Below are 17,593 nucleotides of genomic sequence, written 5' to 3'. Positions count from 1 at the left end.
GATCGCGGTGTCCCCCTGACCTGTCTCGCCGGGTCACGCGTCCGCCGAGGACTCCCCCGTGGACTCCGCGCGGGCGGTCAGCGCCGGAAGCTCGTCGTCCCAGGTGAACGTCAGCGTCTCGGTGATCGTGCCGAAGAGTTCGAAGATCTCCTCGGCCTCCGCGAGGTTCGGGCTCGATCCGGTGACCACCACGACGTCCGCCGAGCCCGGCATCGGCACGACCGTGTGCATCACCGCGCACCGCATCGTCGCGCCGTCCTGGGCGACGTTCTGGATGCCGTACACCCGGCCGACCGTGCCGATCCCGGGAATCACCGCGGTGGTCACCCGCCGCCAGGTCCCGTCGGCGCGGGCGGGCTGCCCCACCGCTGTCAGCGCGCCGAGGATGTCGCCGTTGGCCGGCGGAGTGGCCACCGCGACGAGCACCGTCGCGGTGAGCGGACCGTCCTCGTACAGCTGGAAGACGCCGGCCGCGTGGACCGCGCCCGAGCGCCGGGCCTCGCGCACCGACCGGCGCACCTGCTCGGCGTACCGGCCCGCCTGGTCCGCGGTGAAGCCTCCGGCCAGGGCGTGCCCCCGGGCCTCGTCGCCCAGTCGGTTCTCACTCGCCTCGTCGGCCGTCGAGAAATCGACCCAGGCCTCGGGAGTACGCAGCTCGAACCCGGTAGGGGTCGGAGCGGGAGCGTGGGTGTCCGTCGCGCTCACGCTGCCGCCCCCTCAGCCGGCGCCGTCAACGCGTCGACCGTCTGCGTGTCGGTCTCCCGGAAGGCGTCGGCGACCGCCTTGGCGGCGTCGCGTACCCCTTCGAGGTCCTTGGCCACGACGTGCCGGCCGTCGCCCCACCGCTTCTCGAAACTGTGGGCGGCATCCTCCAGGTTGCGCTGCCCGAGCGTGTCGACCACCGAGCCCATCGACCGGACCGCCGTGCCGTCCATCAGCTCCTTCGTGCGGCGCAACAGCTCGTGGACGCGCTCCAGCTCCGCGCCGGGAACGTGGATCACGCTCATCGCGCCCACTCCCCCGCCGGCCTGCCATTCCGTTCGCTCATCTCCGCACCCTCCAGACCGTCACGGCAACTGCGCCGTACACGGATCGGCGGCCGGTGCGGTTCAGCCGGTGAACCGATCTCCCGCCGGCTACGTGTGCGACTCGGCTCCCGGCGGATGGCTCGGGCGCCGGCCTGACGATGCGATGGGGAGGTTCGTCATGACGCGTCCGGGCGACGCCGAGTGGTCCGTGTTGCAGCTCGACTCAGATCCCGTGCCGGGTGATCCCGAGTCCTTCGAGGAGATCACAAGGGCGTACCAGGAGCTGGCCAGAACCACCCAGGAGGCGCACGACCTGCTCGCGTCCGGAAGTCAGATCGATGTCGGCCAGGGCAAGGCGATGGACGCCTTCCGGGATCTGATCGGCAAGCTGCCCGGCCGGCTGGACGGGATGGCGAACTCCTACGCCAGCGCGGCTGACGCGTACCTCCGTTATCTGCCGTCGCTTGAGGAGGCGCAGACGATGTCGCTGCGCGCCCTCGACCAGGCCCGCCAGGCGGCCGGGGACCAGAGCGCCGCCCAGGCGGCGGTCGCGTCCGCGGTGTCCGCGCTCGTCGCGCTGAACGCCGACACCGCGACCACCCCGGACGCGAAGGACCAGGTCACCGACGACGCCGACGCCGCCCGGAGCCGGGCCGCCGACGCCCGACAGTCGCTGGACGGGGCGAAGGCGTTGCTCGGCCAGGCGACCGCCCTGCGCGACCAGGCCGCGCGGACCGCCGCCGAGACGCTGCGCCAGTTGGCGAAGGACGCGCCGCAACGGTCCCTCTGGGACAAGATCGCCGAGGCGTTCCACGCGTTCGTCGACTTCCTCCGGAGCACGGTGATCGAGTGGATCACCACGGTCCTGGACGTGCTCTCGGTGGTCGCGTCGTTCATCTTCCCGCCCCTGGGTTCGGCGATCGGTTTCCTGTCCGGCGCCATCGACCTCGCCTCGGCCGCGGTCGGCGGTGACCCGGCCGAGATCGCCCTCGCCGCCGGTGGGCTGGCGCTCGGCCTGGTCCCCGGCGGTCGACTCGTCAGCCGGGTCATCAAGATCGCCAGCAAGCTCGGCAAGGTACGCCCCGGCAAGATTGCCGACGGCATCAAGGACAGCACCAGGGAGGTCACCGGAGGCGCCGCCGCCGCACCGGGTCGCGGCATCGACGCGAAGGTCACCGAGGTCGGCATCGGCAAGGCCATCAAGGGTGTGTTCAACCGGATCGACGACAAGTTGTTCGACCTACGGTTCGCCCGGGATCTCAAGAACGCCCGGAAGAAGCAGGCGAACGATCCGACACTCATCCTCGGCCAGAACAGCAAGGGGCACCTGAAGACGTTCCACGCCTCGGACGTCGAATCCACCCCGCTGGTGGACAACAACGGGAAACAGATCGGTGTGCTCTTCCCGAGCAGGGCCACCGACAACGACAGCTTCACGAGCTGGGCCCGGACCGACGCCAACCTCGCCTTCGGCAGGAACATCGGCGGGACGATCGCCGAACCCGGGACCAAGGCGATCCGACGCCTGCCCGGGAAGGAGACCAACTTCGCGAACAACAAGTTCGACATCGCGCCCTGGGCCCGACTCAAGAGCGAGCCCACCCTGGTCATCGCGCACGGCAACCCGAACGGCGCCGCGGTGCGGCTGAAGAACGGCGCCGTGCTGCACGTTTCGGGCAGGCAGTTCGCGAAGGTCCTGCATCACAACGAGATCTTCAAGGCCAGCAACTCCGCCTCGGACCCGGGGAAATCGATCGCCATGATCTCCTGCAACTTCGGCAACACCGCGGGCACCGGGGGGCAGGACTTCGCCAACGCCATGCGCGATCTCGGCAGCCAGCGGCGGATCTTCGCGGCGAACGAGACGGTGGTGACCACCGAGGGCGTGGACGTGGACGGGCTGTTGACCGCCAAGGGCGGAAACATCGCGACGTTGGCGGTGGAGAACGGCGGCAAATTCAGACGCATCAATCCGAACACCGAGGGGGCGAGTTCATGAACGAGCAGGACGAGGGCGTACGCCAGCGGAACTGGATGCTGTTGACGGACGCGGGGTGGACCGAGCCCGCCGACGAGGACGCGGACACGGCGCAGGTGCCACCGGTGGAGGCCATCGTCGGTGGCTGGCCGGTGGAGCCGGACGGCGCCGTCGGCCGGTTCACGCCCAACCCCCTGTACGAGCCGGAGGATCCGGACGCGCCCACGAGTCCGGTGGACGCCGCGGCGAGGCTTGTCGCCACCGGTCGCGCCGGTGTCGACGCGGTGCTCCTGGCGCTGCGGGACAGCCTGGTGGACGTCGCACTGGACAGCGTGGGTGACGTCATCGTGGCGCCGGCGCCGGACGGCATCCCCTGTGTGCTCGTCGCGACCGGCGCCGCGGACCAGGCCCGGGTGGACGCGGCCGGCTGGCGGCAGGTCGACCTGGACGAGTTGCTGACGCTGCTGCCGGACGGCGTCGACGTGCTGCTGAATCCGGGCGGGCACCGTGCCATGCGCCTGTTCGCCGACGCGCTGCGGGACGTCGTCGTCAAGAGCGACCCGCGGGGCGGCGAAGCGTCGCCGTCGACCCGGTAACGCCGCCTCGCGCTGGGCTCGGACGTGTCGTCCGAGCCCAGCGGGGCGGGCCGCCGAGAACACAATGGCGGCCGTCAACATCTCGATTCGGCCACGACGTGGGTCAACAGACAAATCCTCTGTAGATCAACAAGCGCGGAGATCGGCACGTGCATCCTGAGGACCCGTGGGCATTCGGCGACAACGCCGGCGACGCAAGGGTCAGCAAAGGGTGGTAGTTATGGCGGGATCGGGACCTGTTCGTCGGCGCGAGGTGGCAGGCGAGGCACTGGTCCGGTCCATATTCGAGGAGCACGGACGCGCGATGCTCGCTTACGCGACACAGCTGACCCGGGACCGCGCGGCCGCGGAGGACGTCGTCCAGGAGGCGCTGGTGCGCGCCTGGCGTCACCCCGACAGCCTGGTCAACGGCAAGGGCTCGGTGCGCGGCTGGCTGTTGACTGTCGTCCGCAACATCGTGACCGACACCGTACGAGCCCGCAACGCGCGGCCGCCCGAGGTGCCGGAGGGTCCGACGGAGACGGCTGTCGAACGTGACCACGCCGACCAGGTGGTGACCTCGATCGTGGTGACGGACGCGCTCAGTCGCCTGTCCCCGGAACACCGTCAGGTGCTTGAGCAGGTATATCTACGCGGGAGTACAGTCGCGGAAGCCGCCCAGGCACTCGGGATCCCGCCGGGCACCGTGAAGTCACGCTCCTACTACGCACTCCGGGCACTCCGCGATCTCGCCGAGCGTCCCGCCGGGGTGGAACGGCCTGCCTCATGACATCCGACAGCTCATCGCCGCACGCAGATCAGCTGGACATCGGTGGCTACCTGCTGGGGGCACTCGACCCGGAGGCGACCCGCCGAGCCGAGGAGCACCTGGCGGGTTGCGCCCAGTGCCGGGCCGAGGTCGAGTCGCTGCGGACGTGGGCGGACGCGCTCGAGAACGTACCCGACGTGATGCTGCTCGACGGCCCGCCGGAGGACGGCGATCTCCTGTGGCAGCGCACCCTGCGACAGATCCGCGGCGAGGCCGGCGACCAGCGGCGCCGCCGGCACGCGCTGACCGGTGTCGCGGCGGCGGTCGTCGCCTCCGCGGTCCTCGGCGGTGTGGTCCTCGGTCCCGCGAACGACCCGGCGAAGGACGCGACCGCACAGCCGGAGCCGGCGTCCCCGAGCAGCGCGGCCGACCGTCCGGCCCGTTCCACAAGCGCCTCCGACCCGGGCACCGGGGCTCGCCTGGCCGTGGCCGTGCAGCCGGCCACCGGCTGGGTACGCGTCCGCGCCACGGTTTCCGGCATTCCGCAGGGTCGACGCTGCCGCCTGCTGATCGTCGGCAGGGACGGCGGCACGGTGCTGGCGGGCAGCTGGCTGGTGTCGGAGCGCGGGGCCGCCGAGGGCGTCACCCTCGACGGCAGCGCCCTGATCGACGTGGCCGAGATCGACAGCGTCCGGGTGGAGACCACCGACGGCATGGCGTACGTCAGCGCGACGTTCTAGCGACGGCCGCCCGCCACACCGGTCCGGCGGGCGAGCGGACAGCCGAACGCCGACGAACGCGGCCCCGGGCCGCGTTTTCGTTGGGCCCGGCGGCCAGCGGACAGCGGCGCGCCGGCCCAGCCAGTGGCTGAGCCGGCGCGAGGCGTGCCGTCCCGGGTCAGCCCAGGCGGACCGAGACGACCGCGTTGTCGAAGTCGACAGTTCCCAGGTCCGCGACATCCCCGTTGATCACCTTCGAGCGGCCGGTGCAGTCCGGGCCGGCCCAGAGCTTGAGCGAGCCGGGTGCCGCCACGGACGACGAGACGCCCGGCCGGCTCAGGTTCCGACAGCCGGTGCCGGCGACGCCCTGCGAGCCGGCGCCGTCGCCGAAGTCGGGGTCGTCGAAGAGGACCGCGCTGGTGGCCGGCGGCGCGGGCGAGGCGTCCGGCGCGGACTGCTCGCCACCGGACACGCCGGCCTTCCCGCCGGTCGCGGTCACGCCGAACCAGGTGTTCCCGACGCCCTGGCCGTTGGTGTCACCCGGCTTGGTGTCCTTGGCGAACCGGTAGACCGGCCAACCGCCGATGGTGACCTGCCGACTGCCGTCCGGGCGCGGGATCGTACCGACGTCGGCCGCCTTGACCCCCGCGACGAAGATCTTGCCGGCGGACGCGACGGTGACAGGCGGCCAGGTGGTGGCGCAGTCGCCGGCACAGTTCGAGACCGGCGGCTTGTTGCTGTCCTTGTCGAAGCGGTAGAGGGTCAGTCCGGCGCCGTTGACCACCACCGGGTCGAGCTTGCCCGCCCTACCCGCCGTCACCTGGACCCACCGTTGTGCGGATTCGCGGGCGTCTCCGGTGGCGACCCCACCGTTGGGCGTCGCCCAGTCACCGGTGCCGGCCGCCGCGTTGTTGGACTTCGCGGTGCCGGACAGGAGGGCGACGCCGGCCCCGCCCGTCGGGGACGCCGCCGGGCTGCCGCTCAGGTCGGCGGCCCGGGCCGGACCTGGCGGCACCTGGCTCGAGCCGCACGCCGTGAGCGTCGCCGCGCCGACGGCCAGCACGGCGATGAGGGGAGTCACGTGGTTGCGCATCATCGGGATTCTCCAGCGATCACCCGGCTCCCAGGAGGTCCGGAAGCCGTTCGCCACTCACACGGAGCAGGTCCGCGATCGGTTCAGGCTCGGTGTCGCCGCCGTCGTCGCACATGGGCTCAGGTGGCCTGCAAGGCGACCTTCAGCCAGCCGGGGCTGCGCAGATCGAACTCGCGGTACGCCCCGATCGCGTCCGTGAGCGGCTCGTGCTCGGTCACGACGTCCTCCGGACGGACCTGACCGGACGCGACCATGGCCACCAGCTTGGGGATGTACCTGGGATGGTTGCCGTTGCCGGCGCGGACGGTCAGGTTGCGCGCCATGGTGGTGCCGATCGGGAAGTACCTGTCGGTGGGCGGGTAGACCCCGACGATCCCGAGCGTGCCCACCTTCGCGAGGCTCTCGACCGCCCAGGTCTGCGCCTGGCTCGGCGCGTCACCAGGCTTCCAGTGCCCATCCTGGCCCTGGCTGTCGAGATTCGGGGAGATCTTGCGCTGATCCTCGGCGTTGCGCTCGTCGTCCCGACCGGCGGCGGGCCCGGACTTCGGGCTCTCGCTGTCCACTCCGACGGCGTCGATGGCGCAGTCGGCTCCGATCCCGTTGGTCAACTCCATGATCGCCTCGACCGGATCGACCTCGTTGAAGTTGATCACCTCGGCCCCCCGGCGACGGGCGTGTTCCAGCCGGTCCGCGTGCCCGTCGATAGCGATCACCCGGGACGCGCCGCGCTGGTACGCAGAGAGAATGGCGAACTGACCCACCGGGCCACAACCCCAGACGGTGGCGATCTTGCCGTCACTGGCGTCCGCGAGCACCGCCCCGAAGTAGCCGGTCGGATAGATGTCGGACAGCGTGATGGCCTGCGCCTCGGTGACGTTCTCCGGAAGGGGGATCAGGTTGGTGTGCGCGAAGGGGACCCGGGCGTACTCGGCCTGCAAGCCGTTGAACGGGCCCTGCGCCTCGGGTGAGCCGAACGAGGCGGTGCCGGAGCGCGGCCCGTACGGGTTGGCGTTGTCGCACTGCGCGAAGAGGCCCCGGCGGCAGTAGCCGCAGGATCCGCAGCCCAGCACCGCCGAGATCACCACCCGGTCGCCCGGCTTGAAGCTGTGGATCTGCGCGCCCACCTCCTCGACCACCCCGACGCCCTCATGGCCGAGCACCTTCCCCGGCTTCATCCCGGACATCGTGCCGCGTACGAAGTGCAGGTCGGTGCCGCAGATCGCCGCCGTGGTGATCCGGACGATCGCGTCCGTGGGCTGTTCGATGCGGGGCTCCGGCACATCGTCGACTCGAATGTCGCCGATGCCGTGATAGACGACAGCCTTCATGTGCACTCCCATCCGGACCGATCCCGGGGCGCTGTGGGCCTCGTACGAGAACTCGGGCTTCCCCGACCCCGGCACGGCAAACCCGCCCCGAAAAGCGAGCGGACCGCCGCGTGGCCAACTCCGGCGCGTGACAACGCGTCCGTCAATCACCCCTGTAACCGGTCCGGTCACCCGAGTTTCGCGGCGAGCCGGGTGACCGAGGCGCGCATGCCGTCGGTGCCGCCGTCCTGCAATTCGCGTAGCACCGCACGAGCCCGCTCGAACGCCCGCTGCGCCCCGGGCTCATCGTCGGCGGCGAGGAGAACATCGGCCATCTGCCGCAACGCCTCGAACTGCGACGGCCGGTCCCCGACGCGTCGCGCCGCGTCGGCCGCCAGCTCCAGTTGCGCGACCGCCTCGCCGACACGTCCGGTCACGGCCAGGTTGTCCGCGATCGCGCTGCGGATCTCGCTCTCCTCGTGGGCGCGTCCGCTCCGCCGGTTGAGTTCAAGGGCCTCGCGCAGCGCCTGGGCCGACTCCTCGACCTGCCCCAGGGCGGTGAGCGACTTTCCGCTGAACAACAGGCTGGACACCTCGCCCCGACGGTTGTCGAGGAGGCGGAACAGAGACAGCGCCCGCACGCTGTGGTCGAGGGCGCGGTCGTGCCGCTTGAGCGCGCTGAACGCCTGATGACAGTTGTTGTGCACCAGCGCCTGTTCCAGCCGCAGACCCCGGTCCCGGTAGATCCGCGCGGCCTCGTCGAGCAGGCCGAGCGCCTCGTCGTGGGCCCCGAAGAAATGCCGAGCGCCGGCCAGGCTGCGCAGGACATGCGCCTCCCCGACGGCATCGTGGCGCTCCCGTGCCGCGCGCAGCGCAACCCGCATGACGTCTTCCCAGTCCTGGAAGCGGCCGGCCCACTGGAGATACTGCTGCATCGTGAGGGCGAGCTGCCACGGCACGATGCCGTACCCGACGTCGGCGGCCAGACGCACCGCCTCCTTGAGCACCTCCCGGTGGCGCCCGAACCACGCGATGGCTTCGTCGTACGTGGCCGACCGCTCGGCGACCACACCGGGCAGCGGCGCTGGTGGCGCGATGGGCGGCCGGTTCGGGTCCAGGACCACCTGCGCCTGGAAACTGCTGTGCAGGTAGTGCTGCAACAGGCGGCTGACCGCCGCCTGTCGTTCGGCCGCCGGCTCCTCGGCCTGGAAAAGCTCCTGGGCGTACGCCTTGACGAGCACGTGCGACGTGAGTCGCCCGTCGTCGTGCTCGGTAACCAGGGCCGCCTCGATGAGCTCGGCAAGCTCCGCGCGCGTGCGGTCGGGGTCGCGGTCGTCGAGGCTCACGCAGACCTCGGCCGTGACACCCGTCAGCGGGGCCACCGACAGGAGCCGGAACAGCCGGGCGGCACCGGGGGTGAGCTGCCGGTAGGACCACGAGAAGGCGGTACGCGGATCGTTCAGGCCACGGCCACCCGGGAACGCCTCGAGCCGACGAGCGCCGTCGCGCAGCTCGGCGGCGATCGTGGCGAGTGACAATCGCGGGCGGGCGGCGATCCGGGCCGCCAGGATGGCCAGTGCCAGCGGGAGCCGGCCGCACAGTTCGATGATCTCGTCGGCGGTCTCACACGCGACGCCTCCGGTCGACCGGTTCGGCAGGCCGGTGAACCGGCGTTCGACAAGCCGACGGGCCGTCGGGAGGTCGGGCACGTCGACCCGGAGCAGGTGGGCGCCGTCGAACGCGGCGAGGCCGACGAGCGCGCGCCGACCGGTGATGAGCACGAGACTCTGCGCCGAGTTCGGCAGCAGCGGGCGCACCTGGGCAGCGTCGCGGGCGTTGTCCAGCAGGAACAGGATGCGCTTACCGGCCGTCAGGCTGCGGTACATCCCGACTCGCGCGTCGAACGTCTCGGGGACGTCGGCGGCGGGCACGCCCACCATGTGCAGGAGCGAGCGCACGGCCCGGTCGGCCGACACGCCCTCGTCCTCGCCGAGGTGACCCTGAAGATCGAGGTAGAGCTGCCCGTCGGTGAACTCTTCGGCCACTCGGTGCGCGAAGTGCGCGGCGAGTGTCGACTTGCCCACCCCGCCCATGCCGTCCATCGCGACCACCAGCGGGCTGGTCCGTCCGGAGGCGCGCATCCCCGTGGTGAGGTCACGCAGGATCAGCAGTTCCGATTCGCGGCCCACGAACAGGGGTGGGTCCGGCGGGAGCTGCGCCGGGCGTATCAGCGGGACCGGCCGGGACACCACGGGGGCCACGTCCGCGGCGGGTGGCAGCACCGTCTGGGTGAGGGCTCGCCGCTGGGCGTCCTGGAGCTGGTAGCCGGGGTCGATGCCGAGTTCCTCGTCGAGGCGTGTCCGGATCGCGCCGTAGACCGCCAACGCCTCGGCCTGCTGGCCCGCCGCGGCGAGAGTCGTCACGAGGCTCGCGTGGACCGGTTCGTTGAGCCGGCTCATTTCCGCCGCGAGCCGCAGTGGGGCGAGCACCCGGGCGGGTTGCCGCACGCGTACGGCCACCGCGGCGGCCGCCACGGCGGCGTCGAAGAACTCGCCGTCGATGCCCGCGAGGACCGCCGCCGCCGCGGCACTGTCGACCAGGTCGTCCCCGGCCGAGCCGTGGCACCGTCGCAGGGCGGCGAGGTAGTGATCGAGGGCGTCGAGCGGGCTGTCCTGTCCCAGACTGGTCCGCGCCGCCGCCACGTCGCGGCGAAACGCGACGAGGTCGAGCGTCTCCGGCCCGGCCGCGAAGAGATATCCGTTGCCGTGCCGGAGGAGGTAGGAACCGGCGGCGCGTGCCGGCAGATCAGGTTCGAGCAGGCGGCGTAGCGCGGCGACGTACTTGTGGATCACGTTCACCGCGCTGGCCGGCGCCTGCGGGCCCCACAGCAGATCCAGCAGATCGCTGGTGCTGGTGGGTCGTCCCTCCCGAGCCAGGAGAACCGCCAGCAGACGGCGTTGCTGCCGCGGGCCCGTGGCGACCTCGTTCTCGCCGTGCCAAAGACGTAGCGGCCCCATGACCTGCAGGCGTGGTCCACCCGGGGACGATGGTTCCCCCGCCCGACCGGGGCGGGCGTCGCTCTTCGCCACGATCACGCCACGGCCCCGTCGCGCACCCGTTGGCGCAGGCCCAGTTGACAGTTACTGAATCCATAGTTCTTCCGTGCGGCGTGGAAGAGGGGCGAGTGCCGGGACCGGCAGAACCGACGTCGGGGCTGAACACGGCACATTTCGACCGGTTCGGCGATGCCATGGTCCGGCCCTGTCTCGATACGCATGCTCAGCAGACGCGACCACCGGGACGAAAGTTCGATCCGCCGAAGAAAGTTTTCACCGCGTGCGAGCTAGCGTTCCGGCATGCTCCTCTTGACCTCGGGATCCGTGTCCGCCAGCGACACGGCGCAGCTGGTCCGGGGCGCCCAGCAGGGCGATCCGCGCAGCTTCGCGTTGCTGTTCGACAGTCACTACGCCGGCATGCTCGCGGTGGCGCACCACATTCTGGGTGCCGGGCCCGACGCCCAGGACGCCTGTCAGGACGCGGCCATCGCGGCGTTCGGCCGGATCGGTGAACTGCGTGACCCCCGCGCCGTACGGCCGTGGCTGCACGCCATCGTGCGCAACAACTGCCGGACGTTGCTCCGCTCACGCGTACCCGTCCCGGTCGGAGTGGCAGGTGAGAACCTGCTCGCCTCGGGGCTCGACGACCCGGCCGCCCGGATCGAGCGCAGCGCCACGCGGGACTGGGTCTGGTACGGGCTGCAACAGTTGTCGCCGGCCGCGCAGACGGTGGCGTTGCTGCGCTACTTCACCGAGAACAACTCGTACGAGCAGATCGCGGAATTGTGCGGGACCCCAGTCGGTACCGTCCGCAGCCGCCTCAGTGAGGCGCGTCGGCAGTTGGCCGAGATCCTTCCCCGCGTACGCGACGAGCGGCACGACGGGACCGGGGCTCTGCGCGCCGAGCGGCGCGAGGAGGCGGCGACGATCCTGTCGGCGGTGGCCGACGGCGTCTCACCGACAAAGGTGACCGCGCGCTGGGCCGAGGACATGGTCTTCTGGTGGCCGGACGGCACCCGGACGATCGGTCGAGAAGCACTCTTCGCGGTCATTCGGCAGGACAACGAATCCGGCGTCAGTCACCAGATCACCGGAGTGCTGGCCGGCTCCGGCATCACGATCTGGGAGAACGTCTTCATCAACCCGCCGGAGGATCCGTTCCACTGCCCGCCCGGCGCGACCTGGCTGCTGCGGGAGAAAGACGGCCTGGTGCGCGAGGTGCGCCTTTTGCACACCCCGCGTCCGGCCCGGCCGGAGACTTTCTTCGCGCCGAATCGAACTTCCGGCTGCCCAGCGCTGTCCTGAGAGTATGAAGACCTACTCCATCCACGACCTGGAACCGCAACTCGCCGCCAACCGCCGGTACTGGTGCGGCTGGGCGGGCGCCGACCCCGACACCGACCTGCCGATCTATCGCACCGACGTTCCCCACCCGCTGCTCAACGCGGTCCTCCGCGTTCGTGACCGGCCGCTCGACGAAGCGATCACGGAGGCGAGGAAGCACCTGACCGGCTCGCACTGGGGCTGGTGGGTGGGCGCGGACAGCGATGAGGGCACCGCCGAGGGCCTGCTCGAGCGCGGCGCGGAGCAGATCGTCGAGATGCCCATCATGGCCGTGGACGTGACCACCGTGGCCGAGGTCGAGGCGCCTACCGGTCTGCAGATCGGGCTCGCCGTCGACCCGTCCGAGCTGCGGGAGTACGTCGAGGCGTACGCCGGGCCGCTCGGCATCCCCGGCGACCGCGGACTCGTCGTCGACCGGGAGCTGAACTTCGCCTACCCGGACGTGCTCCGCCTCGCGGGCACGATCGACGGCCGCATCGTCGGCACGTGCACCCTGTCGCTCGGCACCGACATCGGCGCCCTGTACTGCATTGCCACCGACCCCGACTTCCGTCGGCGCGGCATCGCGACCGCGCTCACCCTTGAGGCGCTGCGCCTCACCCGCGAGTCCGGGCGGCGGATCGTCACGCTCCAGGCGAGCAGCGAGGGCGAGCCGGTGTATCGGCAGATCGGCTTCGAGACCGTCGCCCGCTATCGCCTCTACCAACTCCCGGAGTGAGTCTTCCCGGCGCTGCCGCTCGGGTCCATCAGGACCGGGCGGCAGCGCCACCAGCCGGCAAGTACTTGCTCCTATGGAAAGTGAGTGTTAACTTTCCATAGGAGCAAGTACTTTCCATAGCCTCTAGGAGTCGCCTGATGAGCACCACCCCAACGCCCGAAGAGGCGCGCGAGGCCCTGCGGGACGTCGACCGACGCCGAGGCCAGACGGCAGCGGCGGCCGGCCGGTCCCGATGGACGTGGCTCGCAGCCGGTGTCTTCGTCGTGGCCTTCGGAGCCCTCGCCGACAGCTATCCGGATTTCCTGCGCACGTACGGCCTCACCATCGTCGTCTTCCTGCTGCTCCTCTCCATGGCGGGCAACACCCGGTGGGGTGCAGCCCTGCTGCGCCGGCCGGTGCGCCCCCGCATCTCCCCCGCCCCGGCGGCCCTGCTGTGGTCGGCGCTGGTGCTGGCCCTGCTGATCGGCGGCACTGCGCTCGCCACCGCGCTGGACGTCCCGCACGTCTGGCTGTGGATCGGCCTGTTCATCGGTGTCCTGCTGGCCGCCGCGGGCCCGTGGTGGCAGCACCGCGTACTCACCCGCGTGGTCTGACCCGTGGCCGACCCGAAGCTGGACCCGGCCCTGCTCGATCCCACCCGGCTGGCGATACTGGCGCTGCTGGCGGGGAGCGAGTGGGCCGAATTCGCGTTCGTCCGCGACGCCGTGGAGCTCAGCGACTCCGCCCTGTCCAAGCGGATCTCGACGTTGAGCGACGGCGGGTACGTCGAGGTCCGCAAGGGCTACGTGGGCAAACGCCCGCGGACCTGGATCAACCTCTCCACTGCCGGTCGGGCTGCCCTGAGCGCCCATGTCGCCGCCCTGCGTGACATCGCCGCCCGCGTGGACGGCTCGGACTGAAGGGCCGTCCGCCGGCCGACGGTCAGCGGGTGTCGTTGTCGCGGCGCTGGGCCATGTGGACCTGTTCGAGGTCGAGGCCGTCCTGGACGCGGCGGAGCACCTCGTCGTCGATCTCACCCTCGTCGCGCATCCGGACGACCGTGTCGTGGCGGTGGTCGATGACCGCCAGGTGGAGATCGGCGTACTGCTGCTCGTAGTCGGCCGCGGCCTCGTCCGGCCCGGAGGTGGCGTCGCTGTCGCGCAGCACGCGCAGGCGACGGTCGTACTCCGTGCGCAACTGTTCGTGCACGGCACCGCTCGTGCCCAGGTCGGCGGCCATCGTCGGCAGGGACGCCAGCGCCCGGTCCATCGACGTGATCTCGGCCTGCCGGCGCTCCCGCTCGGCCTCCCCGTCCGCGCCCAGGCCGGCCCACCGCGTGACCCGGGGCATCAGCGGCGCCTGGAGCAGCAGGGTCACCGCGATCACGATGGCCGTGACGAAGACGATGAGGTCGCGGTCCGGGAACTCCGCCCCGGACGGAAGGGTGTGCGGCACGGCCAGCGCCGCCGCCATCGACACCGCGCCCCGGAAACCGGCCGCCGACATGAGCGCCCTCGGCCGTCCGCTCAGTCGTCGTTCGCGCTGCTGCGGCCGGCGGTCGATCGCCCGGATCACGTACGGGCTGGTGAACAGCCAGCCGAACCGCACCGCGACGATGACTGCGCAGACCACGACCGCCACCAGCGTGCCGTGCGCCAGCCCGGTGCTGTCCAGCCCGCGGACGGCCGACTGCGCCTCCAGCCCCACCAGGACGAACAGCGCGGCGTTCGCCAGCGTGGTCAGGAAGTCCATGACGGTCTGGACGTACCGGCGGGCGTTGCCGGGGAACAGGCGCGGCGAGACGCGACCCACCCACAGTCCGCTGACCACGGCCGCGAGGACGCCGGACACCTCGGCCGCCTCGGCGATCAGGTAGGCGGTCAGGGGCGTCAGCAGCGCGAGGAGGTTGTGCTGGAACGGGTCGGTCAGCCGCCGACGGAGTTGCAGGACGAGGAACGTGACAGCCGCGCCGCACGCGATGCCACCGAGGTACGAGAGCGCGAACAGCCCGGCGACCCGACCCGCGCTCAGGTGTTCCTCGCCCAGGGTGATCCCGACCGCCAGTGTGTAGATCACCAGCGCCGTTCCGTCGTTGACCAGGCTCTCCGCGCGCAGGGTGGTCGCGATGCGCCGCGGCAGCATCCGACCGAGGACGCCCACCGCCGTCGCGTCGGTGGGCGCGACGGCGGCGCCCAGCACCCACGCCGGCCCCCAGGCCAGCCCGAGCGCGTGCGCGGCCGCCGCCACACCGGCCGCCGTCGCGACCACGAGAAAGGTGCTCAGCAGCACGATGACCCGGAGGTTTCGCCGGATCTCGCGCAACGAGGAGGAGAACGCCTCCCAGTAGAGCAACAGCGGTAGGAACACCAGGAGGACGGCCTCGGGCGGCAGGTGCACCACGCGCAGCGCGGGCACGAACCCGAGGAGGACGCCGGCGATCAGCAGCAGTACCGGTGGGGCGATCCGGAGCCGACGGGCGGTGCCCGTACCGACCAGGATGGCGATACCCACCACGACGACAAGTGCGAGGCTGGACATTCCCCTGTCCTTCGGTGCGGGGGGCGCGGATCCGACAAGGATCACCTGTCGCAGTGGACAGCCAGTTGACGGTTCCGGTGCCCCGTCACACGGGTGGCGGGCTCGCCGGCCTGGCCTTCTGCGGATAGGGGGTCTCGTGACGCGCCAGCATGGCGACGAACTCGCCGATCTTCCGCTCGCGGGTCTCCGCGCGTTTGACGGCGTTGAGGCGGTGGATCAGCGCGAACCGGTTGGTCTTGGTGAGCACGTCGAACATGGCCTGGGCGGCCGGGTCGGCGGCGATGGCGGCGAGCAGATCGGCCGGCACCTCGGCTTCCGACGGCGGGGCGTACGCGGCAGCCCACCGCCCGTCGGCCTGCGCGGCCTCCACCGCGGCGCGGCCCGGTGGCAGCATCCGTCCCTGCGCCTCCAGCCGGGCCACGTGGGCGACGTTGCGCTGCGACCAGGCACTGCGGGGTCGGCGTGGGGTGAACCGGATCCAGGAGGTCTGGTCGTCCCGCTTGCGGGCCTGCCCGTCGATCCAGCCGAAACACAGCCCCTCGTCGACCGCGTGCTGCCAGGTGAGCGTCGTGACCGTGCCGCCCTTTTTGGTCAAGGCGAGCCAGACGCCCGGCGACGTGGCGTGGTTCTCCGACAACCACGCGCGCAGCGCGTCGGCGTCCGCGACGATCAACTCTTCCAGCTCGGCGCTCGCCATGGCAGCAGGCTATCGCTGGGCCCTGACGTAAACCTCGGCCGGTGGGGCGTCCCGATCCGCCGGGCGGCCGGGATCGGTGGAAATCGGAGGTGGCCGGGGGTGTGACCCGTCGAGCGGGCCACACCCCCGACCAGAGCACCGCAGCGCCGCCCGCTTTCGGCGGAAGCAGCTCGGAGGGTCAGCAGCCGATCCGGCTGGCCCCGACCGCGACGTCGTCGTACCAGAGGGTGTCGGCTCCGTTGCCGTAGCTCTCCCAGCCCAGCTTGAGGTCGGTGAGCTGCGGTCGCCAGGTGCGGTTGTACCACTGGCCGTCGATGTCGTGCGTCGGTACGCCGTCCGCGGTCAGCCCGGTGATGGCGGTGCCGTCCAGCCAGGTACGGAGCTGACCCGCCGAACCGTCGACCATGAACTCCAGGCAGGTCCACCGGTTGGTGGGGAGCGGCACGCTCTGTGCCACCCCGGCCGGGCTCTGCTCGGGCAGGGTCGCGTCGTCGGAGGCGCGGTTCCACTGCAGGGCGCCGTTCTGGCCGCCCATCCGCAGATCCTTGTTGCCGTCGGCGGCGTCGGTCATCGCCAGCATCGTGGTGTGGTCGGTGGGCTGGGCGGTGGTGTGCCGCACCCAGATGCGGGTGTACCGCACACTGCCCAGGCTGCCGAGGTTCCTGGTGGACCTGATGAAGACGTGGTTGCAGTATCCGGCGGCGCCGTTGATCCGGACCGCCCGGCTGCCGCTGTGCGTGGTGGCCGTGTCGATGGTGGCCGTGCCGGCGCCGGAACAGTCCGGGTTCACCACCGTCCAGTCCCCCGACGGCGTCGAGCCGGTCTGGTTCTCGAAGCCGTCGCAGAGCACGGCGCCGGCGCACCCGACAGGCGGCGGGGTGGTGGGCGGAGGCGTCGTCGGCGGCGGGGTGGTGGGCGGAGGCGTGGTGGGCGGCGGGGTGGTGGGCGGAGGCGTCGTCGGCGGCGGGGTGGTCGGCGGGGCCGTGGTCGGCACCGACGTGGTGGGCACGCCCGTCGGGGTCGGCCCGACGCCGTTGCACGGCACCCCGTTCAGGGTGAACCCGGTAGGCGTGCCGCCACTGGCGCCGTACGTGCCCTGCACGCCGAACTCGGTGGAACCGCCGGCCGGGATGCTGCCGTTGTACGACATGCTGCGGGCGGTCACCGTCGACCCGGACTGGCTGACCGTGGCGTTCCAGCCGCTCGTGACGCGCTCGTCCCCGGCGTACGTCCAGGTGACGGTCCAACTGGAGACGGCGCTGTCGCCGGGGGTGACCTTGACGGCGGCGGTGAAGCCGCCGGGCCACTGGTTGGGTGTGTAGTCGACCCGGCAGCCCTGGGCGGCCGCCGCGGGAACGACGAGCACTGCCGTTCCGGTCGCGGTCACGGCGGCGGCCAGCGCGGCGACGACCGCCAGGGTCGGGGCGGGGCGGGCGCGGAGAATCGTCATGAAAAGTCCTTCTGCCATCGAGCTGGAGGAATCGGCGCGGCAGCGCGCGTCCAGGACGGACGCGGCGCGGCAACGCGCCCGGGTGCGGCGCGGCGATGCGCCACAGCGGCTGGTCGATGCGGACGACCAAGGTGCCCGGCTCGGGATGGACCTGTCAGTCGCCGACGGCCCGGTTGCCCGGACCGCGGCGACGCCCGTCCTCAATCTATTGACAGATCCCTATCGAATCAAGCGTCACACGTTCGGGTGACAGCACGCCGCCCGCGCGTTATTCGGTGGCCCGACCGGCACCGGCCGTGCCAGCCTGGCCCGCAGACGGACCCGGCTGCCCGGGTTCATCCG

17 protein-coding genes are annotated in these 17,593 nt (G+C 71.5%); 9 read left to right on the top strand and 8 right to left on the bottom strand.

Going from position 1 to position 17,593, the window contains the following annotated elements:
- Positions 1-33: 33 nt before the first annotated feature.
- A complete protein-coding gene (locus tag AB0K10_RS12510) occupies positions 34-705 on the bottom strand; it encodes a hypothetical protein (protein ID WP_363682692.1) in 672 nt (223 codons plus the stop codon).
- Complete coding sequence (locus AB0K10_RS12505; protein ID WP_363682691.1) at positions 702-1,007, bottom strand: hypothetical protein; 306 nt, start codon at positions 1,005-1,007, stop codon at positions 702-704. Before AB0K10_RS12505 ends, AB0K10_RS12510 begins: the two co-directional genes overlap by 4 nt.
- A gap of 199 nt (positions 1,008-1,206) precedes the next feature.
- Between AB0K10_RS12505 and AB0K10_RS12500 the strand changes: the two genes are divergently transcribed.
- The 4 genes from AB0K10_RS12500 to AB0K10_RS12485 all read left to right on the top strand — a co-directional run bounded on the left by AB0K10_RS12500 (position 1,207) and on the right by AB0K10_RS12485 (position 5,090).
- A complete protein-coding gene (locus AB0K10_RS12500) occupies positions 1,207-3,027 on the top strand; it encodes a hypothetical protein (RefSeq protein WP_363682690.1) in 1,821 nt (606 codons plus the stop codon).
- On the top strand, positions 3,024-3,602 hold the full coding sequence (locus tag AB0K10_RS12495) for a type VII secretion system-associated protein (RefSeq protein ID WP_363682689.1): 579 nt from the start codon (positions 3,024-3,026) through the stop codon (positions 3,600-3,602). Before AB0K10_RS12500 ends, AB0K10_RS12495 begins: the two co-directional genes overlap by 4 nt.
- Positions 3,603-3,822: 220 nt before the next feature.
- Positions 3,823-4,371, top strand: a complete 549-nt coding sequence (locus tag AB0K10_RS12490) for a sigma-70 family RNA polymerase sigma factor (protein WP_358110402.1) — start codon at positions 3,823-3,825, stop codon at positions 4,369-4,371.
- Positions 4,368-5,090 carry a zf-HC2 domain-containing protein gene (locus AB0K10_RS12485; protein WP_363682688.1) on the top strand — a complete coding sequence of 241 codons (723 nt, stop codon included), beginning with the start codon at positions 4,368-4,370 and terminating at the stop codon, positions 5,088-5,090. The genes AB0K10_RS12490 and AB0K10_RS12485 overlap by 4 nt, the downstream gene beginning before the upstream one ends.
- Before the next feature lie 157 nt (positions 5,091-5,247).
- Here the strand turns inward: AB0K10_RS12485 and AB0K10_RS12480 are convergent, their stop codons facing one another.
- From AB0K10_RS12480 to AB0K10_RS12470, 3 genes are all read right to left on the bottom strand, one after another.
- Positions 5,248-6,162, bottom strand: a complete 915-nt coding sequence (locus tag AB0K10_RS12480; RefSeq protein WP_363682687.1) for a hypothetical protein — start codon at positions 6,160-6,162, stop codon at positions 5,248-5,250.
- Positions 6,163-6,281: 119 nt separating this feature from the next.
- Positions 6,282-7,490, bottom strand: coding sequence for an alcohol dehydrogenase catalytic domain-containing protein (locus AB0K10_RS12475; RefSeq protein WP_363682685.1), 1,209 nt, complete (start codon positions 7,488-7,490; stop codon positions 6,282-6,284).
- Between the two features lie 167 nt (positions 7,491-7,657).
- On the bottom strand, positions 7,658-10,486 hold the full coding sequence (locus AB0K10_RS12470) for a BTAD domain-containing putative transcriptional regulator (RefSeq protein ID WP_363682683.1): 2,829 nt from the start codon (positions 10,484-10,486) through the stop codon (positions 7,658-7,660).
- 339 nt (positions 10,487-10,825) lie between these two features.
- Between AB0K10_RS12470 and AB0K10_RS12465 the strand changes: the two genes are divergently transcribed.
- From AB0K10_RS12465 to AB0K10_RS12450, 4 genes are all read left to right on the top strand, one after another.
- Entirely contained in the window at positions 10,826-11,830 is a 1,005-nt protein-coding gene (locus tag AB0K10_RS12465) for a sigma-70 family RNA polymerase sigma factor (protein WP_363682681.1), read from the top strand.
- A 4-nt stretch (positions 11,831-11,834) separates the two neighbouring features.
- Positions 11,835-12,587, top strand: coding sequence for a GNAT family N-acetyltransferase (locus tag AB0K10_RS12460; protein WP_363682679.1), 753 nt, complete (start codon positions 11,835-11,837; stop codon positions 12,585-12,587).
- Positions 12,588-12,724: 137 nt separating this feature from the next.
- Positions 12,725-13,180 carry a hypothetical protein gene (locus tag AB0K10_RS12455; protein ID WP_363682677.1) on the top strand — a complete coding sequence of 152 codons (456 nt, stop codon included), beginning with the start codon at positions 12,725-12,727 and terminating at the stop codon, positions 13,178-13,180.
- 3 nt (positions 13,181-13,183) lie between these two features.
- Complete coding sequence (locus tag AB0K10_RS12450) at positions 13,184-13,486, top strand: transcriptional regulator (protein WP_363682675.1); 303 nt, start codon at positions 13,184-13,186, stop codon at positions 13,484-13,486.
- Positions 13,487-13,508: 22 nt separating this feature from the next.
- On the opposite strand, the gene AB0K10_RS12445 is transcribed toward AB0K10_RS12450, so the two are convergent.
- The 3 genes from AB0K10_RS12445 to AB0K10_RS12435 form a co-directional block, all read right to left on the bottom strand.
- On the bottom strand, positions 13,509-15,104 hold the full coding sequence (locus AB0K10_RS12445) for a Na+/H+ antiporter (RefSeq protein ID WP_363682673.1): 1,596 nt from the start codon (positions 15,102-15,104) through the stop codon (positions 13,509-13,511).
- A gap of 85 nt (positions 15,105-15,189) precedes the next feature.
- Positions 15,190-15,801 (bottom strand): YdeI/OmpD-associated family protein, encoded by a 612-nt coding sequence (locus tag AB0K10_RS12440; RefSeq protein WP_363682671.1) that lies wholly within the window; start codon positions 15,799-15,801, stop codon positions 15,190-15,192.
- Positions 15,802-15,979: 178 nt separating this feature from the next.
- Positions 15,980-17,251, bottom strand: coding sequence for a cellulose-binding domain-containing protein (locus AB0K10_RS12435; RefSeq protein WP_363682669.1), 1,272 nt, complete (start codon positions 17,249-17,251; stop codon positions 15,980-15,982).
- Between AB0K10_RS12435 and AB0K10_RS12430 the strand changes: the two genes are divergently transcribed.
- Complete coding sequence (locus AB0K10_RS12430; RefSeq protein ID WP_363682667.1) at positions 17,250-17,501, top strand: hypothetical protein; 252 nt, start codon at positions 17,250-17,252, stop codon at positions 17,499-17,501. The genes AB0K10_RS12435 and AB0K10_RS12430 overlap by 2 nt on opposite strands.
- The last annotated feature ends 92 nt before the right edge of the window (positions 17,502-17,593 follow it).

The sequence above is a fragment of the Micromonospora sp. NPDC049274 genome (assembly GCF_040678875.1).
In the GTDB taxonomy this organism is placed as follows: Bacteria; Actinomycetota; Actinomycetes; order Mycobacteriales; family Micromonosporaceae; genus Micromonospora.
Note: the sequence above shows the minus strand (reverse complement) of the source record. Positions and strands in the feature narration are given on the sequence as shown.